Origin of the sequence: Bacillus sp. FJAT-45350, assembly GCF_002335805.1 — a bacterium.
Taxonomy (GTDB): domain Bacteria; phylum Bacillota; class Bacilli; order Bacillales; family NISU01; genus FJAT-45350.
The window spans coordinates 1,521,051-1,547,781 of sequence record NZ_NISU01000001.1; the positions used below are offsets into that span (position 1 = coordinate 1,521,051).

29 protein-coding genes are annotated in these 26,731 nt (G+C 35.0%); 5 read left to right on the forward strand and 24 right to left on the reverse strand.

Going from position 1 to position 26,731, the window contains the following annotated elements; translation table 11 throughout:
- Positions 1-192: 192 nt before the first annotated feature.
- The 13 genes from CD003_RS07705 to CD003_RS07765 all read right to left on the reverse strand — a co-directional run bounded on the left by CD003_RS07705 (position 193) and on the right by CD003_RS07765 (position 12,838).
- A complete protein-coding gene (locus CD003_RS07705) occupies positions 193-927 on the reverse strand; it encodes an ATP-binding cassette domain-containing protein (protein WP_096200571.1) in 735 nt (244 codons plus the stop codon).
- A complete protein-coding gene (locus CD003_RS07710; RefSeq protein WP_096200572.1) occupies positions 924-1,622 on the reverse strand; it encodes an ABC transporter permease in 699 nt (232 codons plus the stop codon). Before CD003_RS07710 ends, CD003_RS07705 begins: the two co-directional genes overlap by 4 nt.
- 23 nt (positions 1,623-1,645) lie before the next feature.
- Positions 1,646-2,482: a substrate-binding domain-containing protein gene (locus CD003_RS07715; RefSeq protein ID WP_096200573.1), complete on the reverse strand. Its 837-nt coding sequence runs from the start codon at positions 2,480-2,482 to the stop codon at positions 1,646-1,648.
- 3 nt (positions 2,483-2,485) lie between these two features.
- Positions 2,486-3,400 (reverse strand): substrate-binding domain-containing protein, encoded by a 915-nt coding sequence (locus CD003_RS07720; RefSeq protein ID WP_096200574.1) that lies wholly within the window; start codon positions 3,398-3,400, stop codon positions 2,486-2,488.
- A 284-nt stretch (positions 3,401-3,684) separates the two neighbouring features.
- Entirely contained in the window at positions 3,685-4,782 is a 1,098-nt protein-coding gene (locus CD003_RS07725) for an HD-GYP domain-containing protein (RefSeq protein ID WP_096200575.1), read from the reverse strand.
- Between the two features lie 219 nt (positions 4,783-5,001).
- Positions 5,002-6,099, reverse strand: coding sequence for a M24 family metallopeptidase (locus CD003_RS07730; protein ID WP_096200576.1), 1,098 nt, complete (start codon positions 6,097-6,099; stop codon positions 5,002-5,004).
- A gap of 128 nt (positions 6,100-6,227) precedes the next feature.
- The gene (locus CD003_RS07735; RefSeq protein ID WP_096200577.1) at positions 6,228-7,043 is read right to left on the reverse strand and encodes an alpha/beta fold hydrolase; all 816 of its coding nucleotides are present in this window, start codon (positions 7,041-7,043) and stop codon (positions 6,228-6,230) included.
- A gap of 19 nt (positions 7,044-7,062) precedes the next feature.
- Positions 7,063-8,127 carry an SDR family oxidoreductase gene (locus tag CD003_RS07740; RefSeq protein WP_096200578.1) on the reverse strand — a complete coding sequence of 355 codons (1,065 nt, stop codon included), beginning with the start codon at positions 8,125-8,127 and terminating at the stop codon, positions 7,063-7,065.
- Positions 8,128-8,236: 109 nt separating this feature from the next.
- Positions 8,237-9,211: a potassium channel family protein gene (locus CD003_RS07745; protein WP_257008269.1), complete on the reverse strand. Its 975-nt coding sequence runs from the start codon at positions 9,209-9,211 to the stop codon at positions 8,237-8,239.
- Positions 9,212-9,338: 127 nt separating this feature from the next.
- Positions 9,339-10,583, reverse strand: coding sequence for a glutathionylspermidine synthase family protein (locus CD003_RS07750; protein WP_096200580.1), 1,245 nt, complete (start codon positions 10,581-10,583; stop codon positions 9,339-9,341).
- A gap of 104 nt (positions 10,584-10,687) precedes the next feature.
- Positions 10,688-11,104, reverse strand: coding sequence for a DUF350 domain-containing protein (locus tag CD003_RS07755; protein ID WP_096200581.1), 417 nt, complete (start codon positions 11,102-11,104; stop codon positions 10,688-10,690).
- Positions 11,104-12,354: a glutathionylspermidine synthase family protein gene (locus tag CD003_RS07760; RefSeq protein ID WP_179295480.1), complete on the reverse strand. Its 1,251-nt coding sequence runs from the start codon at positions 12,352-12,354 to the stop codon at positions 11,104-11,106. Before CD003_RS07760 ends, CD003_RS07755 begins: the two co-directional genes overlap by 1 nt.
- Positions 12,347-12,838: a hypothetical protein gene (locus CD003_RS07765; protein WP_096200583.1), complete on the reverse strand. Its 492-nt coding sequence runs from the start codon at positions 12,836-12,838 to the stop codon at positions 12,347-12,349. The genes CD003_RS07760 and CD003_RS07765 overlap by 8 nt, the downstream gene beginning before the upstream one ends.
- Before the next feature lie 456 nt (positions 12,839-13,294).
- Between CD003_RS07765 and CD003_RS07770 the strand changes: the two genes are divergently transcribed.
- A complete protein-coding gene (locus CD003_RS07770) occupies positions 13,295-14,410 on the forward strand; it encodes a histidine kinase N-terminal domain-containing protein (protein ID WP_096200584.1) in 1,116 nt (371 codons plus the stop codon).
- 63 nt (positions 14,411-14,473) lie between these two features.
- Here the strand turns inward: CD003_RS07770 and mreBH are convergent, their stop codons facing one another.
- From mreBH to CD003_RS07785, 3 genes are all read right to left on the reverse strand, one after another.
- Complete coding sequence (gene mreBH, locus CD003_RS07775) at positions 14,474-15,481, reverse strand: rod-share determining protein MreBH (protein WP_096200585.1); 1,008 nt, start codon at positions 15,479-15,481, stop codon at positions 14,474-14,476.
- 250 nt (positions 15,482-15,731) lie between these two features.
- On the reverse strand, positions 15,732-16,400 hold the full coding sequence (locus CD003_RS07780) for a TVP38/TMEM64 family protein (protein ID WP_096200586.1): 669 nt from the start codon (positions 16,398-16,400) through the stop codon (positions 15,732-15,734).
- 279 nt (positions 16,401-16,679) lie between these two features.
- A complete protein-coding gene (locus CD003_RS07785) occupies positions 16,680-17,384 on the reverse strand; it encodes a DUF421 domain-containing protein (protein ID WP_096202286.1) in 705 nt (234 codons plus the stop codon).
- 168 nt (positions 17,385-17,552) lie between these two features.
- On the opposite strand from CD003_RS07785, the gene CD003_RS07790 reads away from it, so the two are divergent.
- Positions 17,553-18,935 carry a hypothetical protein gene (locus CD003_RS07790; RefSeq protein ID WP_096200587.1) on the forward strand — a complete coding sequence of 461 codons (1,383 nt, stop codon included), beginning with the start codon at positions 17,553-17,555 and terminating at the stop codon, positions 18,933-18,935.
- A 237-nt stretch (positions 18,936-19,172) separates the two neighbouring features.
- Here CD003_RS07790 and CD003_RS07795 read toward each other — a convergent pair whose 3' ends face one another.
- Positions 19,173-20,042, reverse strand: a complete 870-nt coding sequence (locus CD003_RS07795; RefSeq protein ID WP_096200588.1) for a glycine betaine ABC transporter substrate-binding protein — start codon at positions 20,040-20,042, stop codon at positions 19,173-19,175.
- Positions 20,043-20,554: 512 nt separating this feature from the next.
- Entirely contained in the window at positions 20,555-21,463 is a 909-nt protein-coding gene (locus CD003_RS07800) for a DMT family transporter (RefSeq protein WP_096200589.1), read from the reverse strand.
- A 240-nt stretch (positions 21,464-21,703) separates the two neighbouring features.
- Here CD003_RS07800 and CD003_RS07805 point away from each other — a divergent pair, with 240 nt between their 5' ends.
- Complete coding sequence (locus CD003_RS07805) at positions 21,704-21,973, forward strand: hypothetical protein (protein ID WP_096200590.1); 270 nt, start codon at positions 21,704-21,706, stop codon at positions 21,971-21,973.
- A gap of 2 nt (positions 21,974-21,975) precedes the next feature.
- Here the strand turns inward: CD003_RS07805 and CD003_RS07810 are convergent, their stop codons facing one another.
- From CD003_RS07810 to CD003_RS21825, 4 genes are all read right to left on the reverse strand, one after another.
- Complete coding sequence (locus CD003_RS07810) at positions 21,976-22,164, reverse strand: hypothetical protein (RefSeq protein ID WP_096200591.1); 189 nt, start codon at positions 22,162-22,164, stop codon at positions 21,976-21,978.
- Between the two features lie 458 nt (positions 22,165-22,622).
- The gene (locus CD003_RS21815) at positions 22,623-22,778 is read right to left on the reverse strand and encodes a hypothetical protein (protein ID WP_179295481.1); all 156 of its coding nucleotides are present in this window, start codon (positions 22,776-22,778) and stop codon (positions 22,623-22,625) included.
- 2 nt (positions 22,779-22,780) lie between these two features.
- Positions 22,781-22,933, reverse strand: coding sequence for a hypothetical protein (locus CD003_RS21820; RefSeq protein WP_179295482.1), 153 nt, complete (start codon positions 22,931-22,933; stop codon positions 22,781-22,783).
- Positions 22,934-22,935: 2 nt separating this feature from the next.
- Positions 22,936-23,073 carry a hypothetical protein gene (locus CD003_RS21825; RefSeq protein ID WP_096200592.1) on the reverse strand — a complete coding sequence of 46 codons (138 nt, stop codon included), beginning with the start codon at positions 23,071-23,073 and terminating at the stop codon, positions 22,936-22,938.
- Positions 23,074-23,178: 105 nt separating this feature from the next.
- Here CD003_RS21825 and CD003_RS07820 point away from each other — a divergent pair, with 105 nt between their 5' ends.
- The gene (locus tag CD003_RS07820) at positions 23,179-23,409 is read left to right on the forward strand and encodes a hypothetical protein (RefSeq protein ID WP_096200593.1); all 231 of its coding nucleotides are present in this window, start codon (positions 23,179-23,181) and stop codon (positions 23,407-23,409) included.
- A gap of 213 nt (positions 23,410-23,622) precedes the next feature.
- Here CD003_RS07820 and CD003_RS07825 read toward each other — a convergent pair whose 3' ends face one another.
- On the reverse strand, positions 23,623-24,759 hold the full coding sequence (locus tag CD003_RS07825; protein ID WP_096200594.1) for a CPBP family glutamic-type intramembrane protease: 1,137 nt from the start codon (positions 24,757-24,759) through the stop codon (positions 23,623-23,625).
- Between the two features lie 161 nt (positions 24,760-24,920).
- Here CD003_RS07825 and CD003_RS07830 point away from each other — a divergent pair, with 161 nt between their 5' ends.
- Complete coding sequence (locus CD003_RS07830) at positions 24,921-25,193, forward strand: DUF1292 domain-containing protein (protein WP_096200595.1); 273 nt, start codon at positions 24,921-24,923, stop codon at positions 25,191-25,193.
- Between the two features lie 50 nt (positions 25,194-25,243).
- Here CD003_RS07830 and dacB read toward each other — a convergent pair whose 3' ends face one another.
- Complete coding sequence (gene dacB / locus CD003_RS07835) at positions 25,244-26,683, reverse strand: D-alanyl-D-alanine carboxypeptidase/D-alanyl-D-alanine endopeptidase (protein ID WP_257008270.1); 1,440 nt, start codon at positions 26,681-26,683, stop codon at positions 25,244-25,246.
- Between the last annotated feature and the right edge of the window lie 48 nt (positions 26,684-26,731).

The window sequence follows — 26,731 nt, forward strand, 5'->3', positions numbered from 1 at the left end:
ACGGGAACCCCGTACTTAAATTAAGTTTAGTAGCCAGTTTCTAATTAACCATTAACAATTAAAGAACCGCCCTAAAAATTCATAACTCATAACTCATAACTCATAACTCATAACTCATAATTATGAATTTCACTTCACCCAGTGGTTTTCTCCTAATAGGCGCACAGCGAATGAAGCCATTCCCTCTCTTATCTAAAGTGAATACAATTCCTTCCACTTCTGCAAGAACGGTGTTGACCCTTCATTCGGCTCTTCAATCACGTCCATCGTCATACCGTACTGCTTTACCTCTCCATCAATGATGACACTCAGCTTTTGAGTGAGATGCTTAATTTCGAATAAGTCATGGCTAACAAAAATCGTGGTCGTATTCGTTTGCTGTAGAATTTCTTTGAAATCTTGGATTAATTCGGCCTTCGTAGGAAAATCAAGCGCTGAAAATGGTTCATCTAAAAATAAAATTTCAGGTTCCAAGATTAGCGCTCTGGCTAAGTTGACACGTTGAGCTTCTCCCCCGGATAAGGAACCAGCGCTTTTATTTGCTAAATGTGAGATATGAAATTTTTCTAACCAATAAGGGACTTTATTATTAATTATCTTTTTATGTACTTTTCGTAGCTTTAATCCGATTGCTATATTATCAAAAACTGTTCCTTCTAAAAGTAGTGATTGTTGCATTGCAACAGCAAATCGTCTCCTTACTTCTAAAGGAAGAGAGTCACTATTATGCTCTGTACCATTATAAAAGACTGCTCCTGAAGTTGGTGATTGTAAAAAAGCAGCAATTTTTAATAAAGTGCTTTTACCTGCCCCGTTTGGACCGATAATTCCTACAACATCTCCTTTTTCAATAGCAAAGTAGTCGATGTCTATTATTTCCTGCTTTCGTACATTTACTTGAATATCTTTCAACTCTAATATATTCATAGTTTGTTCTTCCTTTGCTGTAATGAGGTTAGGATAAATGTAATGATAAAGGCTAATGTCATTAAAATAAATGATAGGGCAATTGCTACATCAAAATTCCCTTTTGACACTTCCATTACCATTGCTGTTGTTAAAATTCTCGTATCCCCTTTTATGTTTCCGCCAACCATCATAGCAGCTCCCACTTCAGCAAGTACCCTACCAAGTCCTGCCATAATTGCTGCCATGATAGCAAGCTTAGTCTCTCTGAGCAGTATTATTACACGCTGAAAGTTCGTTGCCCCAAGTGCTTTTAATTGCAAAAGCATTTTGTTATCAATTTGTTGAAAGGCAGCTGCAGTTAGTCCGATAATAATTGGAAGTGAGACGAGGATCTGAGCTATAATGATTGCTTGGGTTGTATAGAGAAAACCTAAATGACCAAGTGGTCCAGAACGCCATAGTAACATCGTGATATACAATCCTGCCACAACAGGTGGTAAGCCCATACCAATATTAACAAACACCATGAGCAGTCTCTTACCCGGAAACGTTCTTAGCCCTAATAATACACCAATTGGTAGACCAAAAAGAGTACTTATGAAAATCGCAGTTAAGCAGACCTTTAACGTCGTAAAGGTGATCTCGAAAACTTCTCGATCACCCGTTAGAATCATTTCAATTGCCCTTTGGAACCCATTAATAAATAAATCCATTTTCCACACTCATTTACTAAGTTTTATTCTGTATAGTTAAAAAATAGTGGCTGCCCGTATTCTTCTATTCCAAATTGACGAATAATATCTTGCGCTACATCACTAACCATAAATTCAACGAATAAAGCTCCTGCTCTACCATTGACAAGTTCATGCTTAGAATCGTTTACTTGCATGACATGATAAATATTTAAAAGGCTCTCATCACCTTCTACATGAATAACCATATGATCAAAATTTTTCGCATGAGCGAGATATGTAGCTCGGTCTGTTAACACATAACCATCTCTTTCAGCTGCTACACGTAATGTGTTCCCCATTCCTTGTCCAGTCTCCATGTACCAATCTTCATTCTGAGGATCTAGACTAGTATCAGACCAAAGCGATAACTCCATTTTGTGCGTACCAGAGTCATCTCCACGTGAGACAAACGTTGCTTTTGTTTCGTGAATTTTTTCGTATGCACTGCTTATATCTTCACTGTTGATAGATGCTGGGTCACTTTTCGGTCCAACAATAACAAAGTCGTTGTACATCACACGTTTACGATTTAAGACGTCCTCTGTTTCAAGTAACTTCACTTCAGCATCAGGGGCATGTGTTAGAAGGGCGTCTGCCTCACCTTGCTCACCCATTGCTAAGGCTTGTCCTGTACCTACTGCAATAGTTTTTACTCGAAGATTATACTGTTCTTCAAATAGAGGAACTAACACATCTAGTAAACCACTATCCTGTGTACTTGTTGTCGTTGCTAGGATTAATTCCGACTCTGGTGATTGACTTGCCTCCTCACCACTTTGGCATGCGGCTAATAAAGTAACTAATACTAGTATTACTAAAATTGATATTCTTCGTTTCACTAGTTATCTTCCTCTCGTATCAAATATGATGTCTCCTAATTTGCTCGTGTGATACCCAGGTAACACCGAAATACTATCTGAAAATTCCTTTGAACAAACTAGCTCTAACAAAGTTGTTAGCGCAGTCTCATTTTCCTTTGTCCAGCGAAAGACGATATCAAAATCTTCTTCAACTATTGATATAAAGTCTAACCCAAGTTGCTCCGCAGCCGGACGGATTCCAAAAGCTACATCTGCTTTTCCGTTAGCAATATAAGTTGCTGTTGAAAGATGTGTCCATTCCTCTCTTTCATACCCGCTAATTCGTTTTGGGTCTATACCTTGCTCATAAAGAAACGAATCAACTAGGAGTCTTGTGCCAGAGCCTCTTTGTCTATTAACATAAGTTATTTCTTTTTTTGTTAAGTCTTTGAAGTTAGTGATTCCTTTTGGGTTGCCTTTTGCTACGATAAAGCCCTGTTCTCTTGATGCTAAACGGACGACTGTCATTTTTTCAAGAACAAAGAACTGTTTGATAAATGGGACATTATACTCTTTAGAGTTCGGGTCGAACATATGAAGTGCACATACATCAGCTAATCCTCGGTAAAGCATCATTAACCCTTCAAAGCTCCCTATATAACTTGGTTGAATTTGAAGCGAGTTTTCATGTTGATCTACAAATCTTGTAAGTTGTTCAATGAGGAAGTCGTGACTCCCCATTAGACGAATCGGAGGACTTTCGATAGATTGGTTGTTTGTAGTTTGGTTTGCTTGTGTGCTTTTCTTGTAACGCGTAACCTCATCTGCTTCAATTCTCATTTTGTTTCCGACTTTAAATGCGTTTAACTCACCTCGCTTAATGAGTTCGTAGACGGTATGTTTTGATATTTTAAAAAGTTGTGCTACTTCATCTGGTGTATAGGTTAAAGCGTTCAAAAAATCAACCTCCTAGTAATACTAACTTTAAAATAACTCATTATTTGTAAAAATTCAACAATTCTATGTTGGTTTTGTTTAGTTTTGTTTGGTTTTGTTAGATTCAATGATGTTTTGTTGCGTTTTATTAAGGCTAAAAACACAAAAAAGACCACTAGAACTTCTCCTTGGTGGTCTTAAGGGGTTGGGACACAAGCTTCAATAGAGGGTGCAACGACTCCGTACGCTCATTGCTTCGAGGCCTAGACAAAAGGTCAAAAACAGACCTTTTGTCCAAGCCTCTCTTATAGTAACGCATCTGCTTCTGTAATCTCAAACCGTAAATTATTAGCAGCTGATAAGTCTAGCTCATATGGTGTAACATCTCTTTTTTCTTCTTTAATAATTCGTACGACAGGTCTACCAACAACTCCAAAATTATATTTTGATACTATTCCTTGGCGACCATCATTTAATGTAACCGTTAGACCTTGAGGATAAATAGCAACACAGTCTTTAAATAAATGAACTTGTTTATTATCAAACTGTGAGCCAGCTCCTGCATATAAGAGCTCAATTGCCTTATGAGGAAGCATCGCAGGTCGATACACTCTGTAGCTCGTTAATGCATCAAACACATCAGCAACACTTAGTATTTTTGCATAACTATGTATTTCTTTTTCCTTTAAATTTCTTGGATACCCCGTCCCATCCACCCTTTCATGATGCTGAAGCGCACAGTGGGAAACAGTGAGTGGAATTTCGTGTATTTTTCTCAATACGCCAAAGCCCAATTCAGAATGGGTTTTTATTTGTTCAAACTCGTCCTTAGTTAATTTATCTGGTTTATTTAGTATATCTGCTGAAATATAGAGCTTACCAAGATCATGAAGCATAGCTCCTAAACCTATTTCTTCAATGTTTTTAAGAGGTAATCCATTTGCGATTGCTAGTTGGCATGAATAAATGGCAACGTTTACACTATGCTGGTAGACATAATGCTCCTGTATTTTGGTTGTTGCTAATAGATTGAGAGCTGTTGGATTCTCTGATAGGCAGGAAACTATATCTTTAAATATTTTTTGAAAGCTTCGCACTGTTCGTCCCGCTTTCATCATTCCCTCAATTGTTGGTGAATTTAAACCTGCTATTGTATTTAGTCCCTCTGTTACTTGGTTTACAGCCTCATTTCGAAGCTCCAATGGCAAAGAATCAATAATATCAATTCCATCTGAAGCATCATCTTCAACATAGATGGTGAATATTTTATATTTATGTAATTTCTTAAGTAAAGGATCCGTTAGTTCAGTTCCTTTCGATAATAATACAGTTCCATTATCACTATAAATCGACTTTCCTAGTTTAATCCCAGCTTGACATCTATCTAACGTTAGTAAACGCATGTCCTTCTCCCCTTATCATAGCTCCTTCTCACTGCATATGAGTTTTCTTTTTTTATCTTATATTTTTATTCCCCAAGTATATTCAGTTTACTATATTATCGTATGAAGAATCGACATAATTCTTCATTAGCCTTTTAACAAGTTTTACTCATACTATATTTTTGTCACAAAAAAGAACAATACGGTCAGGTTGACAACGTATTGTTCTTTAATTGGTTTTTATTTTATTATCTGTAGAGATTTAGGATAAGAGGTTAAGCATTCAGGTCCATTCTCACCAATGAGAACATCATCTTCTATACGGACTCCACCTATTTCTGGTACATAAATTCCTGGTTCAATCGTATAAACCATACCTTTTTGTAAACTATCTTGGTTATTTTCACTCATAGAAGGGAATTCATGAACTTCAATACCTAAACCATGACCAATGCGATGTGGGAAATAATCACCAAATCCAGCATTGGTTATGTAGTCTCTAGCAACTTTGTCTAGTTCTCCTATTCGAGTTCCTGGTTTGCTAAGCGATAACGATAGCTCCTGAGCCCTTAATACAGTTTCATAAATTTCCTTCTGCTTTTCAGATACTTCCTTGTATACAACTGTTCGAGTAATATCAGAACAATAGCCATCTAACACGACTCCTAAATCAAATAGAACAAAGTCGCCTTTTTGGATTGTTCGAAGTCCCGGATTACCGTGCGGCTCTGCAGATTTTTCTCCTGTTAAAACCATCGTTGAAAAAGACATTTGTTGAATACCTTTTTTCTTCAATTCATATTCGATTCTTGCGATGATTTCCGTTTCAGTCTTACCTTCACTGATTTCACTAATACCAACTTCTACACCGTAATCAGCTAGCTTAGCTGCTTCTTTTAAGGTCGAGATTTCTTTCTCGTCTTTCACCATTCGAAGAGTTTGAAGAGTTTCGTCAGCAGAGACTAGCTTGGCATTAGGGAATAAACCTAGTAAATTCTCGCAACGAGCATATGAAATAACATTCTTCTCGATTGCAATAGAATGTACAGAATCAATACGTTTTTCAATAGCATTCTTTACAAGTCCCCATACATCATCAGAGTCGCTATAGCCTATTACCTCTCCATCCCAACCTGATTGACGAGCGGCTGGTACTTCCATGTTAGGACAGATTAGAAAAGGCTCTTTGTCTGGAAAAATCCCTAAGCCTAACAGTCTTTCATGAGGTTCAGATTGGAAACCAGATAAATAAAAAACATTATATTTCGATTGAATAAATGCAAATGAATAATCTTGTTGTTTCAACCATGAGGTAAAATTATGTAAGCGTTTTTTCATAAAATCCCACTTTCTACAGCTTTTTATGTAAAATAAAATCCTCAATAAACACTTAGGATCTTAAGTGTAAATTGAGGATTTCACTATACTAGTATCTCATTATTAGAAAATTTGTTCAATGGAAAAGTCTAGATAGACTTTTTTAAGTCGAACTCTTTTATTTTATGATTACTGTGTTTGTAGATAAAATTGAGTGATACCTCATTAAATTTATCAGGCTCTTCGATATTACAAACATGTCCAGTATTTTCAAATACGATGATTTCCCCTTGAAAAGATTTGTTAACCTCTTTTTGAACTAATGGTAGGAACATATAATCCTCTTCACCCATGATGCACAATGTTGGGATAGTCAGTTTAGGATCTTTAATTGCTTTATGATTTGAATCAACATCACCTGTGATTCTAAACCATTTAATAAATTCTCGTTGATTCATTTTTTTTGCTTCTTTTCCAAATAATTCACGAGATTCTTTATGATTTTTGTTAGGCATCATAATCCAGGCAAAAAGATTATATAACCACATATAAGGGATTACTTTTTTTACAAGGTTTCCAAGGAATATAAGAAACTTTGATCGGAAGTTAAATCCTAAAATTAACCCGCCAAGAATCATAGATTTGACTCTTTTAGGAGAGTGTTTAGCGATATTCCTAATAATTATGCTTCCTAGAGAGATACCTATAAAATGAGCGTGTTTGATGTTGAGATGGTCTAACACTTCAACAACATCGTTACTAGTCATTGTAAAATTATAGTGATTTTCTTCCGTTTTTTCACCTGTTGATTTACCATGTCCACGTAATTCAACTAAAAGTATATTGAAGTGCTTTCTTAATTCTTTTATTTGTTTAAACCAAATGGTTGAACTTCCACCTAAGCCATGAATCATTATGACCCATTCATGTTTAGGAGACCTTTCAAAAGTCTTATAGTAAATCATCGGCTACTCCTGTAATAAATTATTGTAATACTGCCGTTCTCTCATTCTTATATCCGGATATAATCGTTTTAAACATTTCTTCATTCATATCTAGTACCTTTTCATTTACGGTATCGAGTAACATGGTAGTATTCGTTATAGTAAAATCAATATTTCGATTAATATAGATTGAGAAATTCGAAATAAAGCTATTAAGCAGTACTTCTTCTTTAGAAAGTTTGCCACTATCAATCAGGTCAAACTCTATATTCGGTAAATCCAATACGCTCTTTATTACCTGAAACCCTTCATGATTAATTGGTGGATGTGGGTTTGTGATATGATAAATCGTTTGATTCGTTGCATGTTCTAATCCAGCCATTAATACTTTGCAAACATAATCTACAGGAACTAGATTTTGAGTGCCATATGGATTCCCGATAATCGTAAATGTTTTATTTCGATTACTTTCAACCTTAGCCATTTTCTTTTTAAAAACTTCAATACCCTTAAGAAAACCATATAGACCAAACATAGAGTCTGTTCTTCCGGTAACCGAATGTCCAACGATGATGGACGGTCTAAAGATAGCAACCTTCATACTTTCACTATAAGACATTACTAGGTATTCTGCCTTACATTTTGTTTCTTCATAGGAATTATTAAACTCTTGGTCTATCGGGTGTAAGATCTCATCTGCACGGTCTTTCTTTCCGAGTGTATAAGCAGTACTAATATAGTAATAGGATTTTACTCCAATTGATTTAGCGAATTCTAACGTATGCTTTGTACCAATTTGATTACTTTGATATAGCTCTTCACTTTTTTTGAAATCAAATGATAGTAGAGCCGCGATATGGTAAAAAACATCAATTTTTCCGTGTAATCGTGCATGATCTTCTACTGACATTCCTAAAGTATTACTTGATAGATTACCTTCAATAATTTCAATTTTCGAATGCAGATGTACAGGGATTTTATCTAAAAGTTCACGACTCTTTTTTAATGAGCGTGCCAAAACATATACATGGTGATTAGAATCTAAAAGCTGTTGAATTAACTGGGTACCTAAAAAGCCTGTACCTCCTGTTAGAAAAATATTCATCTAGTACTCCTCTCGATACCCTTTGATGAAATAGATATCGACTAATATTATACACGAAATTTACACCTTAACCAGCTTGTAAATCTTTCAATTATGTGTACAAGATTAATTATTGTAAGCTTTGATATGTCTCTCTATTACAAATAATGTAAAGAACTGCCTCGTCTGGAATTTTTTCTGCAAGACGTCTGTTAATATCTAGTAAATCTCGGTCTGCTATTAAAGTTGCACCTTGTGATAGCAAATCCTGAAATGCATCGTTATACGTAATCCATTTTTCCTTTTTTGAAATTTTATATAAATCTTCCCCATGCTGTCTGCTTATTAATTGAGAATATACCTTACTTACTCCTTTGTATAAGGCAGAACGTACAGCTAAACTAGAAATCGTTTCTTGGGATAAAATAAATTCATTCACATCGATATGCGAGAAGTTCGAAATATGTTTTTCAGTCATAACTTCTACTGTTGTATGAACGTCAGGTGCTAATCGGTCAACAGTTATAGCGACTAGTAATGATTTAGCATCTTTTAATGCATGCTCCTTAATTGAATCGTCCGCAAAAATAATTACGGCTTTTGCATTTGATATATTAGCCTTTTCAAAGCTAGTTTCCTCTGTCGGCTCTCCGTTAATAAAATGAACTCTATTTTCAGATAAATCGACTGGTGACTTCTCTAGAGTATCGACAATCACAATATCTACTTCTTTATCTGAATCAAGAATTTCTTTTAGAGCGAATTCTGTTTTATTACTCCATCCAATAATAATTACATGGTTTCCATGTGTATAGCTCAATTTTCCTTCCTCCCTCATTCTTCTAAAAATTGTAAACGAGTCAATGATTTTTCCGATAACAACCCCAAGTAAACCAATTCCAAATAAGTACATGAAAATAGCAAATACTTTTCCGGCTGTCGTTTCAGGATAAAAATCTCCATACCCTACTGTTGAATAGGTTGTAAGTACATAGTAAAAAGAGTTAAAAAGAGTACCGAAGTTTTCTGGTTCAAGGATATACATTACTAAAGTACATACAATAATAAAAATTAACGTCGTAAGAAATAAAGTCAAATTCTTCATTTTTATAAGACTCAAACTAAGCTTTCGAAAAAAATACATGGCTATCCCTTCTTCTCTAATTAATAAGCGACTTTAGTCTCGTGTTAAATAAAGAGGCTGACACAAGCAGTTGCGTCAGCCTCAGAACTTATGATTGTGTTGTATATGGGACAAACATTGATAGATTACCTGTAATCAATTCTCCTACCCGACAGAACAAGCCACTTGGTTGTCCGTTCATGACATGAGAGCCGATTAACAACTTTCCTGTATATGGCCCGTCCCATGTATCAATTGTTTGGTCAGGCATAGGAAAATATTGCTGGTAGACTGCTTGCTGTGACTGATAATATTCAGTATCTTCATCAAGAACCCTTCCATTTGAAACAATTTGTATTCCTCCACCTTCACGACCTAAAACCGGCTTCTTAACATATGATTCTAGAGCGGATGGTGAAGTATAGGTCGGTAAGAAGTATTTATCAATTGCTTCTTGCTCCATTCTTGTATACCACTCATCCTTCTTCTCAGTAATAAGAGCGAGAATTGCTTTTGACTGCATTAGTAATGCGGAAGGTGGATTAATCACATTAATCTTGTTATTCCAGATGTGACTCAGTAATTGTTCCCCAATCGGTTCTCCAGTTCCGCTTTTTTCCTCAAGAAAATATTCTAATGGATAAAGCCGATATAAAAATTCAATTGATTTTCCATTAGGTGTAGTCACACCTTCTTTGTCCACGATTATTTCTTCAAGTGGAATGTACTCACATTGCTGAGGGTATAATTTCATTAGATACTGGACTGTCTGTTTATCTTCATCATGCCAATCGGCGCATGTGAAATATAATGTGTCCGCACTTCGGATGTTATAGTCTCTTATGATTTGATTCCAAGTGTCTCGAATTCTCTGGTGTATGATAGAGTTTGGGTCGTCAGCGTTATGCTCCTTACATAACACTTGTTGAGCAATAGCTGATTCAACAAGTCCAACAGGAGTATCAGTATTTGCCTCTATAACTTTTAACCCATTTGCAGAGGCGATAAAATCATATCTAGCAAAGTAAGAAAATTGCTTATTATTAGGTACTAATAACATATCCCACAGCATCAATGGTAAGCCCAATTGATGAATAACCGATGGATTTTTGATTAGTTGTTCATATGTTTTTGTGAAAATATCATGAGCTGCCCTTGTTGCATTTTCAATTTCGCGATGCATTCCTTTAGGTACGACTACTAATGAATCACTCATATATTGATTATCTTCATAATTCTCATAGAGGGTAGCCCACGTAAAGCCTTTTTCAGCAACCTTTCGTTCAACTGCTTCCCAATTTTTTAAATATGTATCAGCATCAAACGGAGTCGTTAAAGATTTATAAGGTAGCATAAACAACACTCCTTTTTTGGGAAATGGCAAATTAGATTATTCTTTTCTAATTCGCAATTTGCAATTCATAACTCATAACTCATAACTCATAACTCATAACTCACTTAGTAGCTTATCGTCGCTGCTACAATCATACCGACTAAAACGGAAACCCCGCCTAGAAAAAGTCCGACAGCTACGTTTCCTTTTTCTACTTCTTTGGCTAAGCTTGTATTACGAGTGAATACATATTCGATAATTAGATGAAGAACTATTTGAATAATAATAGCAATTAATGCCCAAATCGCTAAATCTACTAAGTTTATTGAGCTTCGAATAGCCGATTGTAGTACAACGACAAGGCCTGCCATTTTTCCTAAAAGCTTAAGGGATACGGCAATATTCCCTTCTTTTATTAATGCTCGTTCTGAGTATGGTGTGATTAACTTAAAAATATACGTACCAATTGTGAATAACACCAATGATGCTAGTAGATAGATCAAAAATTGGTCAAATGTTTGTAAATAATAAAGTAATTCCATTAATTTGCTCCTTTCACTCCACAAGGTAAGAAATAAGATAGATTGTCTGTAATTTTTGCCCCTGCACGAAAACCAAAGGCACTAGGTTTTTCATTAACAATAAAACTTCCAATTAATAGGTGAGTTGGTTGTGGGCCTTTTTCTGTTTTTATTTCTTTCATTGGTAGTTCTGTATACTGTTGGTACACTTTTAAGTAATTGTCGTATGTTTTTTCTTTTCTAGAAAAAAGAGCACGTCCTTGTTGCTTGATTTCCACAGTGTCCCCTTCTCTACCGAATGCTGGTTTCGATACATACATCGTTTTAGTATCACTAAAAGGTTCCTCGTCAAGGTAGGTTGGGAGAAAATACTTTGCAATTACTTCATGATCATTATTTGTAAAGTAAGGATGGTTCATCTCATGCATTCCCCAGATTAAAGCCATAACAGCTTTACTTTGCATTAAAAATGCTGAAACAGGGTTTAGCATCCCGACCTTATTTTGTTGGACTAGCTTCATAAATTCAATACCAATTGGAAATTTATCATCAGTTGTGTCCTCTAATAAGGCTTCCATTGGATACGTATGACGGTAGACGATATCAATTCGTTTATCATTGGTATCATATACACCACTGTTCTCCCCTTCTGTAACAATTTGAAGTTTGCCTAAAGGGATGAATGCTGCTCCCTTTATTTTTGAAACTTGCTTCAAATAGTTCATCGTTTCGCGGTCCTCGATATCTTCTTCGTGAGCAGTAAAAACAACATAAGGGTGCGTGTGTATGCCAATAGAATTTGCACAATGGAAGACACTATTTCGAATGGCCTTTCCTAGGTTTTCTTCCTCCCCTTGATTAGGGTCCTCTAGAGAAAATTTATGAGAGACTAAACCATTAACATCAAATAGTTCTCGAATAAATGTTGGTGTGTCTGAGTTAAATTCAATTATTTTTAATCCATCATCAGTCATAGCAAAGTCAAAACGTCCAATGACAGTTTCATAAGGAATCGTTGTCAAGCGTAAAAAGGGAATTGATTTTTGAGGAAAGCCTAAATCAAGTAACGTTTCATCAGGTGCGTTTCTAATTAATTGATTCACCTTTTTATAAATTTCATATGCTTTTTGTGTTGCAAGTCTAATTTCCTCGACTTTATTTTGGTTCATTTCGAGGCAATCGTAGACAGCATATTCTGTTCCATATAAACGATCCCAAAAGGATGGTATCGCTTGATAGAATTTGTCTCGTTGTCGTTTAAAATTATCCACCAAAACTACCACCACTCCCCATACCTGAGCGAGAATTCGATACTTGGTTCGTATTCGTACTTCTATTTGTATTTGACTGATTTACTTGTTGGTTTGTATTTGAATTTGTATTTGGACTAGCTTGTTGTTGGCTAGGAGATTGGTTACGAATCGCATTGTTATTGTTTGAACTACTTCCAAGTGCTCTACCAGCCATGAAAGCTGCGATAGTTGGAAACCAGCTTCCTCCCGAATAATAATTTCCGTAGTTTTCTGAGCCTTCTTGGACACATTGATAGACTTCTCCTTCTTCATCCCATTTCCACGTATCACAATCAGCTTCATCTGGTGATGGTGGTGTATTTGAAGGTGAAGCTTGCCCTCCTGTATAGGTTTGTTCTGGGGGCATATGTTGTGTACTAGTAGAACATGCTGTTAAACTAGCAATCGCAAAACTTGTACCTATGATTCCTTTTAGAAGTTTATCTGTTTTTCTTTTTTGCACGTTAAAACACCTCCAATCGTTATAACATTACCAATAAAATAGAAATTCTGCAAATCTATAGAATGAAAAAACATAGTCCCCTTATGTAATAGAGACTATGTTTCATTCACTTATAATTTAGTTTGAATCTAATCCTCTTATATTCCACTTAGGCCCTTTGTTTTTTGTAAAAAAGCTATTTCCTCTTTGGTGAATCTCAATGCAGCATATAAGATATTTGTTACCATAATTATAAACCAAATGCCTGTTATGATTGTTAGTATAGGTGCAGCCATCCTGCTCACTCCTTCTATCCTATTAAAATGTGTTTACTAGAATTATAACAGGTTCTTGTGAAAGCTGAGTTTAAAGAATATCAAATAAAAAAAAGTTTACCTTTGAATATTTGCAGGATTTAGAAAATTAGGATAGAATTTATTTACACAATAAATGGTAACGAACGTGAGGTTTCCTACTATGAATGTAATTGAAAAAGCTGAATTAATAGAATTTCTTGAAAAAAATGAGTTGGGTTTTGTTGAGATATGGATGGAAAAAGTTAGAATTAATGAACATGATATTCATAAAGATAAGGTTAGGGAAAATGGAATTCAAATGTTTAGACTCATTAAGAGCAAGATAATTGATACTGACCTACCTGAGGATACTGTTCAAAATCTAGCTTATAAGGTAGCCAAGGAAAGAGTAGAAGCAAATATTAATATTGGTGACTTTGTTTATAATGTAAATGCAGCAAGGACGATTCTTATTAGTAGTACAATTCAATCAGATTTGTCTAAAATAAATTTGGAGTATATTGTAAGAATAGTCAACGAACAGTTTGATGACTTTTCCTATCATGCAGTTACAAGGTACACAGAACTAAAGAACAAACAAATTGAAGAGAAGAATCTATATATCAACGAGAATCATAAAGATAGATTAGCAATATTAGGACAAATGTCCTCTAGTTTTGTTCACGAATTTAGAAATCCTCTTACCTCAGTTATAGGATTTATTCAACTGTTACAAACAGAATTTCCCAAAATGAAATATCTAGATATTATTTCGCTAGAACTTGATCAATTAAAGTTTCGGATTTCTCAGTTTTTACATACTTCTAAATTAAATGTTGTAACAGAAGGAGATATCGATGCTTTCTCTCTAAAGGAATTATTAGAGGACATCATTGAATTTCTATACCCGAGTATAGTAGATAATGATGTTCAAATGAACCTCGTTTGTGTTTCTGATATCAATCTCATAGGTTGTAAAGATGAGCTGAAACAGGTTTTCTTAAATATGCTCTTCAATGCAATTGATGCCTTAAGTGAAAAAGAAAAGCCTCGCGAAATTGGTATTACGTGTATTGGTGAAAAAGATGGGGTAAATATAATAATTTCAAATAATGGTCCCCAAATTCCAAATGAAAAAATGAATACGATTTTCGAGCCATTTTATACTACCAAAGAATTAGGAACCGGTATTGGATTATATGTTTGTAAAAAAATAATTGAAAGACATAAAGGGATACTTACTTGTGAATCAAGTAAAAGCTTAACTACTTTTAGCATTTATCTTCCATACAAATAACTGAGTAAGGAATATCCTCACTCAGTTATTTTGCATGTAATGGTTTTATAAGATAGTCCTCTATTAGACAATCTGCTTGTGTAATTTAGAAAGCATTTCTAGAGACTTCCCTGTTCCGATGGCAACCGACTCTAACGGTTCAGGTGCTATGTGTATAGGTACGTCGATTTCATTACTAAGCCAATCTTGAATCCCAGTTAAAAGAGCGCCGCCTCCTGACAAAATAACTCCTTGGTCAACAATATCACCACTTAATTCAGGCGGACATTCTTCTAGTGTAACTTTAATTGCTTCAAGAATATGAGAAAGTGATTCTATCATACATTCTTGGATTTCAAAAGAAGATAACGTTAACGTTTTTGGTAGACCAGATACGAGATCTCTTCCACGGACTTCAAAAGTGCGTTCTTCATGCGTACTTGGTGCATGACCGATTTCTATTTTAATTTCCTCAGCAGTTCTATTTCCTATTAAGATATTATATTTTTTTCGAGTAAATTGAATAATATCTTCGTCAAACTTATTCCCACCTATTTTAATTGATTGACAAGATACAATTCCACCAAAGGAAATAATCGCAACCTCTGTCGTTCCCCCACCGATGTCTACTACTACATTAGCTATTGGTTCATCGACTGGCATTCCTGCCCCAATCGCTGCAGCAACAGGTTCCTCGATAATTTCTACATGCTTGGCTCCACTGTTTCGTACTGCATCTAAAATTGACCGTCGCTCCACAGATGTTGCTTTAGAAGGTGCACAAATCATCACATGTGGCTTACTAATTGTTGCACCTAATTTTTTTGTTGCTTTTTTTATCACATGTTTAAGCATCATCGTTGTAATATCAAAATCAGCAATAACCCCGTCTCGTAATGGATACACTGCGTATATGTTTCCAGGCGTTTTCCCGATCATTCTTTTAGCATCAATTCCAACAGCTAACACTTTATTCGTGTCTTTATTTAAGGCTACAACGGATGGTTCATTTAAAATAATACCTTTACCTTTACTATATACAAGGATATTTGCTGTACCTAAGTCTATTCCTAATTGTAACTTTGAGAACATTATTTCCACCTACTCTGTTATGTCATTTGCTAGACAATCTTAACAGTATGTGTAAGTTGGAAAACAGGTTCAATTAGCATAACTTCTATGTAATTTCGTGTTGAAATGTGTAATGAATTTACGTAAAGGAGGAAAATGGGCTGAGCGAAAGGGAAATTTATCAAAAAAAAGCTGATTACTAGTATAATCAGCCTATTTCTATAGTGCTTTTTCCTTTTTGGATAATAAATGTTTCTCAGTTTATAGAATCTTATGATTTTAATGTTTCTTCTTCTTTCACTATACTCTTCACTCCAGTATTACGCTTCAATTGAATGCTAATAATACCAATGACTAAAATAAGGAGAACCAAATAGATTGCGTATTGATGATTGAGTGAAATAACTCCAACTGAAAACAGCGATAAAGCAAATATGAATATAGTATTTCCAAGTAAGGTCCCTAAAATATAATCCTTTGGTTTAATATTGCTAATACCTGCGACAATATTAATCACACTTGATGGCATAACAGGAAACATACGACTTAAGAAGACTACGACAAAACCACTATCCTCTATTTTCTGTTTGAACTCTAAATGATCATATTTTTGTGCCCATGATTGGAGACCATACCTAGCAATGAAAAAGACAATCAATGAACCTATGACACTACCAACAACACTCCACATATAGCCATATACAAAACCAAATAACCAGATATTAAACATAGTTAAAACGAGAAATGGAATAAATGAAATTGCATTTTGTAAAACCATTAATGTCAATGTAATTAATAATACTCGTTTCCATTCATCCCCCATCAGCTTCTTTAAAGTAACCCAATCACCACTTTTAATAAGAGTTAACCATTCATTTTGACTGAAAAGGATGAAGGCGATCCCTATAAAAATAGAAATAAATATGAGAAGTTTATGCATAACTCTCTCCCTTTAGAGTGGATGAAGTATTTTCATATAAGAATTTGCTCCAAAAACTACTTTTTTGAATACACACTTTAATAATAACATAGTTCCTGCTTTTCCCATGCTGATAACACTTATTTATTTTGCCACTACTTTTTGAACATGCTCATCTAACAAAGTTTTTGTAAAATAAAGAACAAAAACCGCTAAGCGGTCATCTTTGAATAAGCTTTCACTTATCCATAGCTTAAGTATTCTTTAATTTCGCTAAGCCATGAAAAACAGCAAACGCTATTAGCGCTGCTGTAATTTAGGCTCGATGTATGTATTTACAAATAGTCTTTCTCCTTTTAGCCATTCCGCAAATAGTACTTGATCTGGCTTAAATACGCCATAGAAGCTAAGCTCACTTATTAACCAATCTTCATTAAATCCAGCTTGCTTTACATTGTCCCATAATACTTCCCCGTCAATTATCATTGTAATTGGAAGATTCACTTGCTGTGGAGGGATTTGTAGGTCACTTCTTGTTGGGTTTTCATAACCTGTTTTTCTTAGTACATTGACTGTTCCATTTGCTTCTAATATGGCGTACTCCACTTCCCTAATCGAAAAGACATCTTTATCACGCAGTAAATGCTGTAGCTGATTAATGTCGAGCTTATTTTTCTTTAATTGTTCTCTGTCAATTTTTCCATTTCTGATAATAATAGCTGGATTCCCTTCTAGAATCCCTCTTGTCTCTTTATACTTTTGTGTTAGCTTTTCCATGAAATAAATAAAAGCGCCCCATAACGTAATGGCGTATAGAACATAGTGAATCCCAATTTCTTTTGTATAAATGGCATTACCAATTAGCTCTCCTAGTACAAGTCCTGAAACAAAATCAAAGGGAGTTAGTTGTGTTATTTTTGTTTTCCCTAATAGCTTTGTTACGATTAGTAAACCGAAAAAGCCAACAATAAGTTCAATCGAAAGATAATAAAAGTTTGTATCCAAGTTGTATTCCTCACTTTTCCCACGTGCTTCTCCTATTTTTGACAAAAGCCCCCGAAGTTAATCATTAAATTTAATTCACTGATAGTTGTAACTCAAACACCATGGTTGTACTGTGGTAGAATAGTAAAGTATTAGACAACAACTTGAAAGACAAAGGAGTAATAAAGGATGATAACAAAGGAACCTCATCCATTCATACGCCTATTAGGTGCACTCTGCTATGTAACAACGATTTTATATTTAGTGGAACATTTCTATCCTAGCAATTTAATTGTAATTATATATAGTACGTTTGGAGCTATCTTGCTGGCATGTGCCTTTATTTTTATTTCAAATGTTAACCGATTCATTGTTTCAACCTTACTCATTGTCGGGAGCATATGCTTGTACATTGAGGGGATACCGATAAGTGTTGGAATGACTGGTTTTGGAGAAAATACGAATCTACTGTCTTTATTCTTGCTCATTCCGTTAATTGGTACATTTATGTCAACTGCAGGCTATCTTTCAGCATTAAAGGATAAGGTGCAAGAAAGAGAACAAAGAGGTAGTCAACACCCATACCGTCTAAGTTATTTTTTAACCGCATCAATTGGTGTTTTGTTAAATTACGGTTCAATGGCAATAGTTAAACGAATATCAGAGGAGAGCTTTACAGCCTATCGTGATAAACAACTAACCTTAAACATCATGAGAGCCTTTGGATTTTGTATGCTTTGGTCTCCATATTTTGTTAATGTTGGACTGATTCTTGTACTGTTTGATTTGTCGTGGTTTGATATAGGTCGATATGGCTTTTTCCTTGGGGCTATCTATTTAGTAGTATCGTGGCTTTTATTTAGAAGAATATCCTTTTCTGATGACCCAATTGTTGAGAATGTTAAACAAAAAGAGAGCTCTACAAAGCAACAATCACTGTTACCCTTTTTTACATTTAGTGTTGTTCTCATTTGTTTGTCGTTCCTATTAGACTATTTCTTAGCAGTAAATATGCTAACTGTTGTATCCTTGCTAGCACTTGTCCTCCCTTTTATTTGGGCAATGATAACAAAGGTAATAAGGTCGTATATACATGATGTAGCAGACCAAGTTCAACATTCATTTATAAGACTAAAAAACGAATTGGCTGTTTTTATTAGTGCGGGATTTTTTGGAATGGCTCTATCACAAACAGAAATTGGTTCAATTATTTCAAGTATTCTATTTCAAGCGTCGTTTGGCTCTATTTATTTATTAAGTATTTTTATTGTCGTTTTATCAATATTGCTAGCCCAAATAGGGATTCATCCGGTTATTATCGTTATTGGAATCGGAAGTGCTCTGTCTCCAGTGAAGTTTGGAGTTAGTCCTGAATATATGGCATTAATTCTTCTAGTTGCTTGGACTACTGCAACACAAATGTCACCATTCTCAGGTCAGGTCCTGATGGCATCACGTCTTATGAACCAATCGCCAACAGCACTGATTAAGCAAAATTATAGCTTTGCACTCCTACTAGCAGGTCTATTAACGACAGTAATTTACTTACTGCTTTTACTTGGGTGGATATAATCAAGAAAGCATTATGCTTTCTTGGGATTTATTATTATTTATCTCCCATGGACTAACATTGTGCTTCCTAATATTACTTAATCTCATTAAAAAAGGATGGAATTAGAGTTAAAAATAAGACGACTTATATTCCATTAAAATAGAATATAAGTCGTCTTTGCATATTATATTTTTTATATATTTATGTTCTAATCTCCACAACAATGTACTTACTTTTTACCATTAATATTTAAAATCCTACTGTATCCAGGCATTAACAAGTTCTCGATTTTCTTCTAGCCACAGTCTTGCTCCTTCTTCTCCATCTCCTGTATCTTTAATAACCGCCATTAAGTTACCAAGAGATGCGTCATCCATAAACCAGTTGTTCATCCACTGAACTACTTCTGGATAGTCCTCAGTAAAGCCTGTTCTTGTCATATAATAAATATCGTCTGGTTCTCCGTATACATTTTTCGGGTCTTCTAAATACTTCAAGTCATATTCAGAAAAAGCCCAATGGGGACTCCATAAAGTAACTACAATGGGATCCTCCCTATTGTAATGAGTCGATAATTCAGCCATCATTGCGGGGTCAGAACTAGTAATCAAATCTAAGTCTAGTCCATATTCATTGACAGCGTTTTTAGTCATTTCAGTTAAACTAGCCCCAGGGTCAATTCCAACAATTCTGCCTTTTAAATCTTCTTTTATTTCATTTAGTTCATCAATACTGTCTATATCCATATAACTAGGAACTACTAATCCAAGCCCCGTTTTCTCATACCATATATCATGCATTTCTACATTGTCCCCATAGCGTTCCATATATGAGTGGTCTGTATTTGGTAACCATACTTCAGGAGCAATGTCTAGTTCTCCTCTTGATACACCAAGCCAAACAGGCGCCTTATCCATTGCCCGTATCTCAACATCATATCCTTGTTCCTCTAATAAAATCTCCCACATATGAGAAACAGCAATATTCTCTGCCCAATTGTTTCTTCCTATAACTATTTGCCCTTTATCGTCAGCACCATCTGTTGTGTCATCTTGTCCATTACAGGCTCCTATTACAGCTGATATGAGAACAATAATAACGATAAATAGCAAGCGTAAATTCTTCATGAGTACACCTCTTTACTATATTAGTATTCTAAGCTAATCCTCCCCTAAATTTTCATTTTCTATTCTTAATAACGATGCAATTCCACTTAAATTAAAAACCGAAAAAAATTACTTGAAATTTCTCTAATTTCCTCAAACAAGGAGACGATCCATTAGACTACTATTGAAGATAATTAACAAATAATTCTGGAAAACTGCATAAAAATTCAAATGAAGAGGCTGGAACAAAAGGTCCGCTTGACCTTTTGTTCCAGCCTCGAAGCAATGCAGAGTGGCTACATATTTTAAAAGGATTGAAAGGAGGAAGCAACTGAAAAAGTCCAATCTAGACGATTCGAGAAGTGGCAACGGCTACGCGCATTAACTTAAAGGCGCGTAGCGAACCGAACCATTGCACCCTCTATTGAAGACTTGTATTCCAACCTATTGCAAAACATCAATCATTTAATTTCACAAATCTGTAAACTTTTCAGTTTCCTCCAAATAGGGTCCATCCTTTTTATCGTTAAAATTTATGCAACACTTTTTGTCTCTTTATTCTGTTTCATTCTCTGCTCAAGCATACCGGTTGTTAAGTAAACCCCGATAAAAACGAGTATTCCACCAAGGATTTGTTCTAACGTAATTCTATCTCCTAGAGCTAAGCTAATAACTGCTGTGAAGACAGGAATTAAATTAAGGAAGATACCAGCTTGGCTTGCTCCAATCTCTCGGACTGAAATATTCCAGAAAATAAAGGAACCAACTGATGAAAAGATGACCATATACAAAATTCCTGTAAAAGCAAGGCTGCTAAGCGATGATAGGTCAATAGGCTGTGTAAGAGCAAATGGCGCTAAAAGGATCATACCAAACAATGTAGATACAGCTGTTGCTGTAATGGGTGGGATTTTGACTCGTCTTCCAATTATAGAATAAAGCGTCCAAATGATTACAGCTCCAATCATCAGAAGATCACCAGTATTGTAGCTTGCGTGAAAGACATTCCATATTTTACCTTCAGTTAAAATGAGTAATGCCCCAGCTAAAGATGTTAAGAAGCCAATCCCTTGAACTCTTGTTAATTTCTCTCTGAGAAGGAATACGGAAAATAAGACAATAACCCCTGGATTTAATGCACTTACTAACGCTGCATTTGTAGCAGACGTAAAGCTAAGTGCCGAATAAAGGATTAAATTATACCCGATTGTCCCTAGAATTCCCATTATAAGAAGGAGATGCCATGACTTCTTAATTGCTTGCAATTTGGGTTTCTCTAATAGGTAAGCAATCGGAAACAAAATAAATAAGGCTAATACCCATCTAGAAAACGTAATCCATACTGGTGACATTTCTGTCACGACATATGAACCAAAAACATAATTACCTGCCCAAAACAAATTACATAAAATTAATAAAGTCCAAACTTTATACTTCTTCATAAATGTGTGAGCCTTTCTTGAATAGTTAGTATATTCTAATAGCTTACTTGATTACTATAACTTAGTTCAAGTATTTTCTTTCATTAAGAAAACCACTATTATTGAAAAAGGGAAAAAACCGTCCTATGTATATAGCCCGGTGTGTATGTATTCGAATAAAATAGTTTCCTCACCAAATGAATATAGGCGAAACGAACAAGTATATTCTTCATATTCTATAGGAATAAGGAGGTATGTAAGATGTTTTACTATTTTAGATATCCTTTTCCCTGGGTACAAAGACAGCCTGTATTCTTTCCAGCACAATTTAAGGTAAATACATTCGATCCTTATAAAGTGGAACTACCTTCGTTTCATACTGTTTCTGATAAATCGATTTACTGCAAAAAGCAATGTGCCTCCTTTGGCCTTGTACCAGGTACAGTAGTATGGCTAAACTGTATAAATGGTTGCAATTCGTATCTTGGTTCTTTATTAGACGATCCCCAGTTTATTGAAGACATGGAGTGAGGTTATTTACTTTGTGTAAACATACTTACACCAACAACAGACATAATCCCGCCTAGGATCATACCCCCATATGCCATAATTGGGTTATATGCAGTATTTGGCTCCTCTGCTAAAGAGTATTCATTATAACCAGTTATAAAACAAAGTCCACCAAGGACAACTAAAGCGATTGCCATATATTTATCTCTCAAAACATGATACCTCCATTTCACAAATGAACTAATACTATCTGTTTGGATACAAATAGAGTGAGTTCCTATCAAAAAATAAAAACAACTGAAGTTTAAGAGAGGGGATTCAGTTTCTATCCATTTTCATGTTTTTCTAGATTCTGTTTCCTCTGCTTCGTTTTTGTATTATCGACGACTACTTTGAGTTTTGGACGAGAATTCTTTCTCTTTACCACTTCTACTATAGCAAAGATTAAGACAGCACCACCTACAAATATAAGCTCTTCTATTGTTACCCCAAGGATAGCCCTCCTTATGACGTATAAAATTTATTGAAAACGCTTACATGAATAATACCAGTTGTGGATTAAATTAACAACTATAAACTGAATTTTCTAATTATTAAATCAAAAAAGATATCTCGAATTTTAGTTTAATCGAGATATCTTTTAGTTTACATAATATTATTATGTGGTATTTTACTTACTCTCTTTCTTCCTGCTTTTCCCTTGCTGTTTTTCAATCGCAACATTACGTTCTCCGCCGTCAGCAAGTTCTTCTGCAAATTCCTTACTTACCTCATTTTCTCCTAATGCTAATTCGACTGGTTTTCCACGTCTTTTATGATGTGGCATATCTATCCCTCCAAATTATCTTTTTTATCTACCTGACTGTATTCGTTTAAATATTTGTTTTCTCCTGGTGCAAATGATACGTTTTGTAGACTGCAATCGTCCTTCTCTTGAAGAAGGATTTCTTCGTAGTTTTTAGTTTCCTCGTCCTTACTCATAGTTACCCTTTCGATCCTGGTCCTGTTTTCGGACGGTTGTGGTTACTACGACGATATTGCTCCTCTACATCAGGAAGGCTTTCAGTCGGTGTCATATTATTAGTGGACGCTGCATTTTTTTGAGAATGTCTTTTACGCATGGAAAATAACCTCCTTTGGTTGAACTACGTATAGTTTGCTGGTGTTCAGATAAAAATAATCACGGTAATAATTACATAAAGATTAAGTGAACAGGAGTGATGAATATGGCAAATAAATCATCTCGTAAGAAACAAATTGAAAGTATTCAAACAGAAACGAATAGTTCTTCTGTTATTAATGACGTGATATCAAATGAATTTGAGCAATATCCTGGACAAAACGAACAAGTTACAGAAGAGGATATTCTACTTTCTTCATTTGAAAAAGATATCGTTCATCATACTGTTGATGGTAAGACATGGAATTCAATAAGTAAAAAAGAACAAAAACCGTAAAGCGGTCTTTTTTAAAAGCAATGTGCGGAGCCACTACCTGTTTTAAAGTATAGTGTGAAGTGGGTTTCTTGGCGCTATACGCGTAGTGCGTGGAGCCATTGCCCTTCTTTGAATAAGCTTTCAATTATCCATAGCTTAAGTATTCTTTAAATTCCATAAAAGAAGCTGGTACAAAAGGTCTGTTTTTGACCTTTTGTACCAGCTTTAATTTAACTAAACCTCTAAAAATTGTGTGAAACCTAAAATGAATAACACCCAAATCCCAATTAACATATGAGAAACACAAACACCAATCAGTGATTTTTGTCTGGAGTACATCCAACCCCAGAATAAACCAGGTATAAATGCAGCTAGTGCAAAAAGAGTCCCTATATGTGAATGTGCCATAGCGAATAATAGATTCGATAGAATGATAGAAAGAAACAGTTTTCCTTTTTTATTTGGGAGAAACTGATAAAATGCGGATTGTAAGCCTGCTCTGGCTATGAACTCTTGTACGATAGAAAAAATGAGGTACACAATAATAGTGAATATAAATAGTGAATACGTGAACTCTACACCAGAAAATGCAGCTGTAAGGTTAAATAATGGAATCTCTGAAAATTCTGGTATAAACGTAATGAGAGCCCATTTTAATAGGAAGAAAAATAGAAGTACAGGAATCGTTAACATGACTCCATCCTTCAAGCTCTGACGCCATCCTTTCAACGTTAAACCAAATAAATCAAGAGGATAGCCACTTTTTTTCATTATATTAAAAGTAACATAAGCAAACAATAAAATAAGTGCGATATCTACATAGGTTGAAACACCAAAGTAGTCTACAAATTGAGTGAGAGATACTAGTAATAGCGTATAGATAGATAAGATAAATAAGAGATTAGAAGATAAAATTCCTAGTGCTTTATACTTTTTCTGTTCTTTTTCAATTGCTTTCTTTTGTATGTTAGACTTTGTGTTTATATCCTTAACAACTTTTGTTAATAGTTTTATATGGAGATGTTGATAGGCATGTCCATTAATCATTTGGCTTGTATCTATTTTAAGTACCATCATGGCTGTATTTGCTTTTACAGTATAATAACTCTTCTCTTGAGTAATTGACGCTTCTCCTATAAGGTCCCCACTCTTTTTTTCTGATATATGTTCGTTTTCTTTATACAAACCTACGGAACCAGATATAATTAAATAAAGAAAATTTGATTGTTCCTCTTCAATGACAATGATGTCATTCTTATTAAAAAATTCTTTACTTGAAATAAATTTTAACTGTTCATACTCCTGCTTTGAAAATATAGTTGTAAATTGGTTTTCATTTATCTCTTGCACATGTAACGCAGTATTTGCCATAACTTCTCCTCACTAACGCACATATTATTATTTCATTATACTTTATTCTTGTGTGACGATGTAGTAATGTGAGGACAGTAAATATTAGAAGTGTAGTTGAATATTTCATTCTTATTTTCTTCAATTCGAGGGAAAAGTATTGATAAAGCGAGGTGGATCTAATGTCAACTAACGAAGAAAGAGACCATATTACAATAGAAGATGAACAAGGTATTGAAAGAGATTATTCTGTTGAAGCCCTATTTGATATGGAAGATGAGTCCTATGCATTGTTATCCTCTAGTGAAGAAATGCTTGTTATGCGTGTTGAGGAAGAGGAAGGGCAACAGTATCTTATTGGCATTACAGATTCTGATGAGCGAGATGCAATTCTTGATGCGTATGCTTTAGCTGTTGAAGCCCAACCTGAAAATGTACATCCTTATCAACATTAGATAACAAGGTTGTCCCTAGAAATTATATTGTAGGGACAACTCCTGTTAGCTTACTCCAATAGGATTGAGATGATAGCATCCTCTATTTCTTTCCCTTTTTCAGTTTCAATTACATTATTTACGATAATTGAAAAAATTAACTCTTCCTTCTCACAATCAACAAAACCAGATAGTGAGGATACGGTAGAGATTGTTCCAGTTTTAGCTAAGACTTTTCCAATCACATTTGGGGAGGTCATTCGATGTCGTAACGTGCCTCCAACAAGTTCTTCCTCTTCACCGGATACAGGGAGCGAGTTTTTGTATGTCTCAAACCATCCTCTTTCTTGTACTTTATATAATAAATTAGAAAGCTCATTTGCAGTTAAAAGATTTACATGAGAAATACCAGAACCATCTCTAAGAACAAGCGTATAGCTATCTATACCGAATTGTTCTAATTCGGAAAGGAGAACTTCAAGACCCTTGTCCCAACTTCCTTCCCCTTCCTTTACTTTTCCTAATTCTTTAATAAGTCCTTCTGCAATTGTGTTATTGCTAAGCTTCATAAATGGTATGAGAATTTCAGATAGGGGCTTAGATTGGTGACTCATCATCGTAACAGCTTTTAATGGGACTTCTCCTCTTTTTGAATCTCCCATTAATTTAATTCCATGCTCTTTCAATGATTGTTTCACAACTTCTAACACTAAATCAGTCGGCTCCCATACAGCGACTTTTTTACTTATCTCATCTGAATTATTCGGAATATCTCCATCGATTGTAATTAAATTTGTTCCATGCTTCCTAGTGATTTTTATCGTATTTTTCTCGTCATTGCCAACTGTTTTTGTATTGTTACTAATTGTTACGTAGTCAGTATTAGGGTGTAACGTAATCTCAGCCTCTTCCCCAATCTTCACACCTTCATTTATTTTGACTTGGATAGTACCGGCATCATAGTTGTTGTTAGGTGAGATAGTTAAGGCTGAAATTTGAGCACCGTAATAAGCAGCTTCATCACTCCAAGGCACATCAATAGAATAGCGTACATCATCATACCAAGTGTCATCAGCAATTACGTCACCAAGGATTACATTTACTCCAGATTCCTTCACGTTTTGAACAAGCCGGTCAATGTCTTCCTTCTGTAAAGTTGAGTCCCCTTTTCCTTTTATATAGAGATTACCATTGAGGAAACCGAGTCTGTTTTTGCCATCAGTTAGTAATTCCGTTTCAAATTTATAATCTTCACCTAATACCGAGAGGGCGCCTGCACCAGTTAATAGCTTCATATTAGACGCAGGTCTTAATCTAATATCCCCTAAGTGTTCATATAAAATTTCCCCTGTCTTACTAGAGCGAATACTTACTCCAACTAGCACACCACTCAACTCTGTATCGTTTGTAATTAAGTGGTTTAACTGTTGTGTCAGTGCTTCTTTATTTTGTATCGCATGAGACTCTAATGGTTGAACTAAAAATAGTAAAAAACATATGAAAACGCTCAATGAAATAGTGACTATCTTATTAATCTCATGTCATCCTCTCATTTAGAT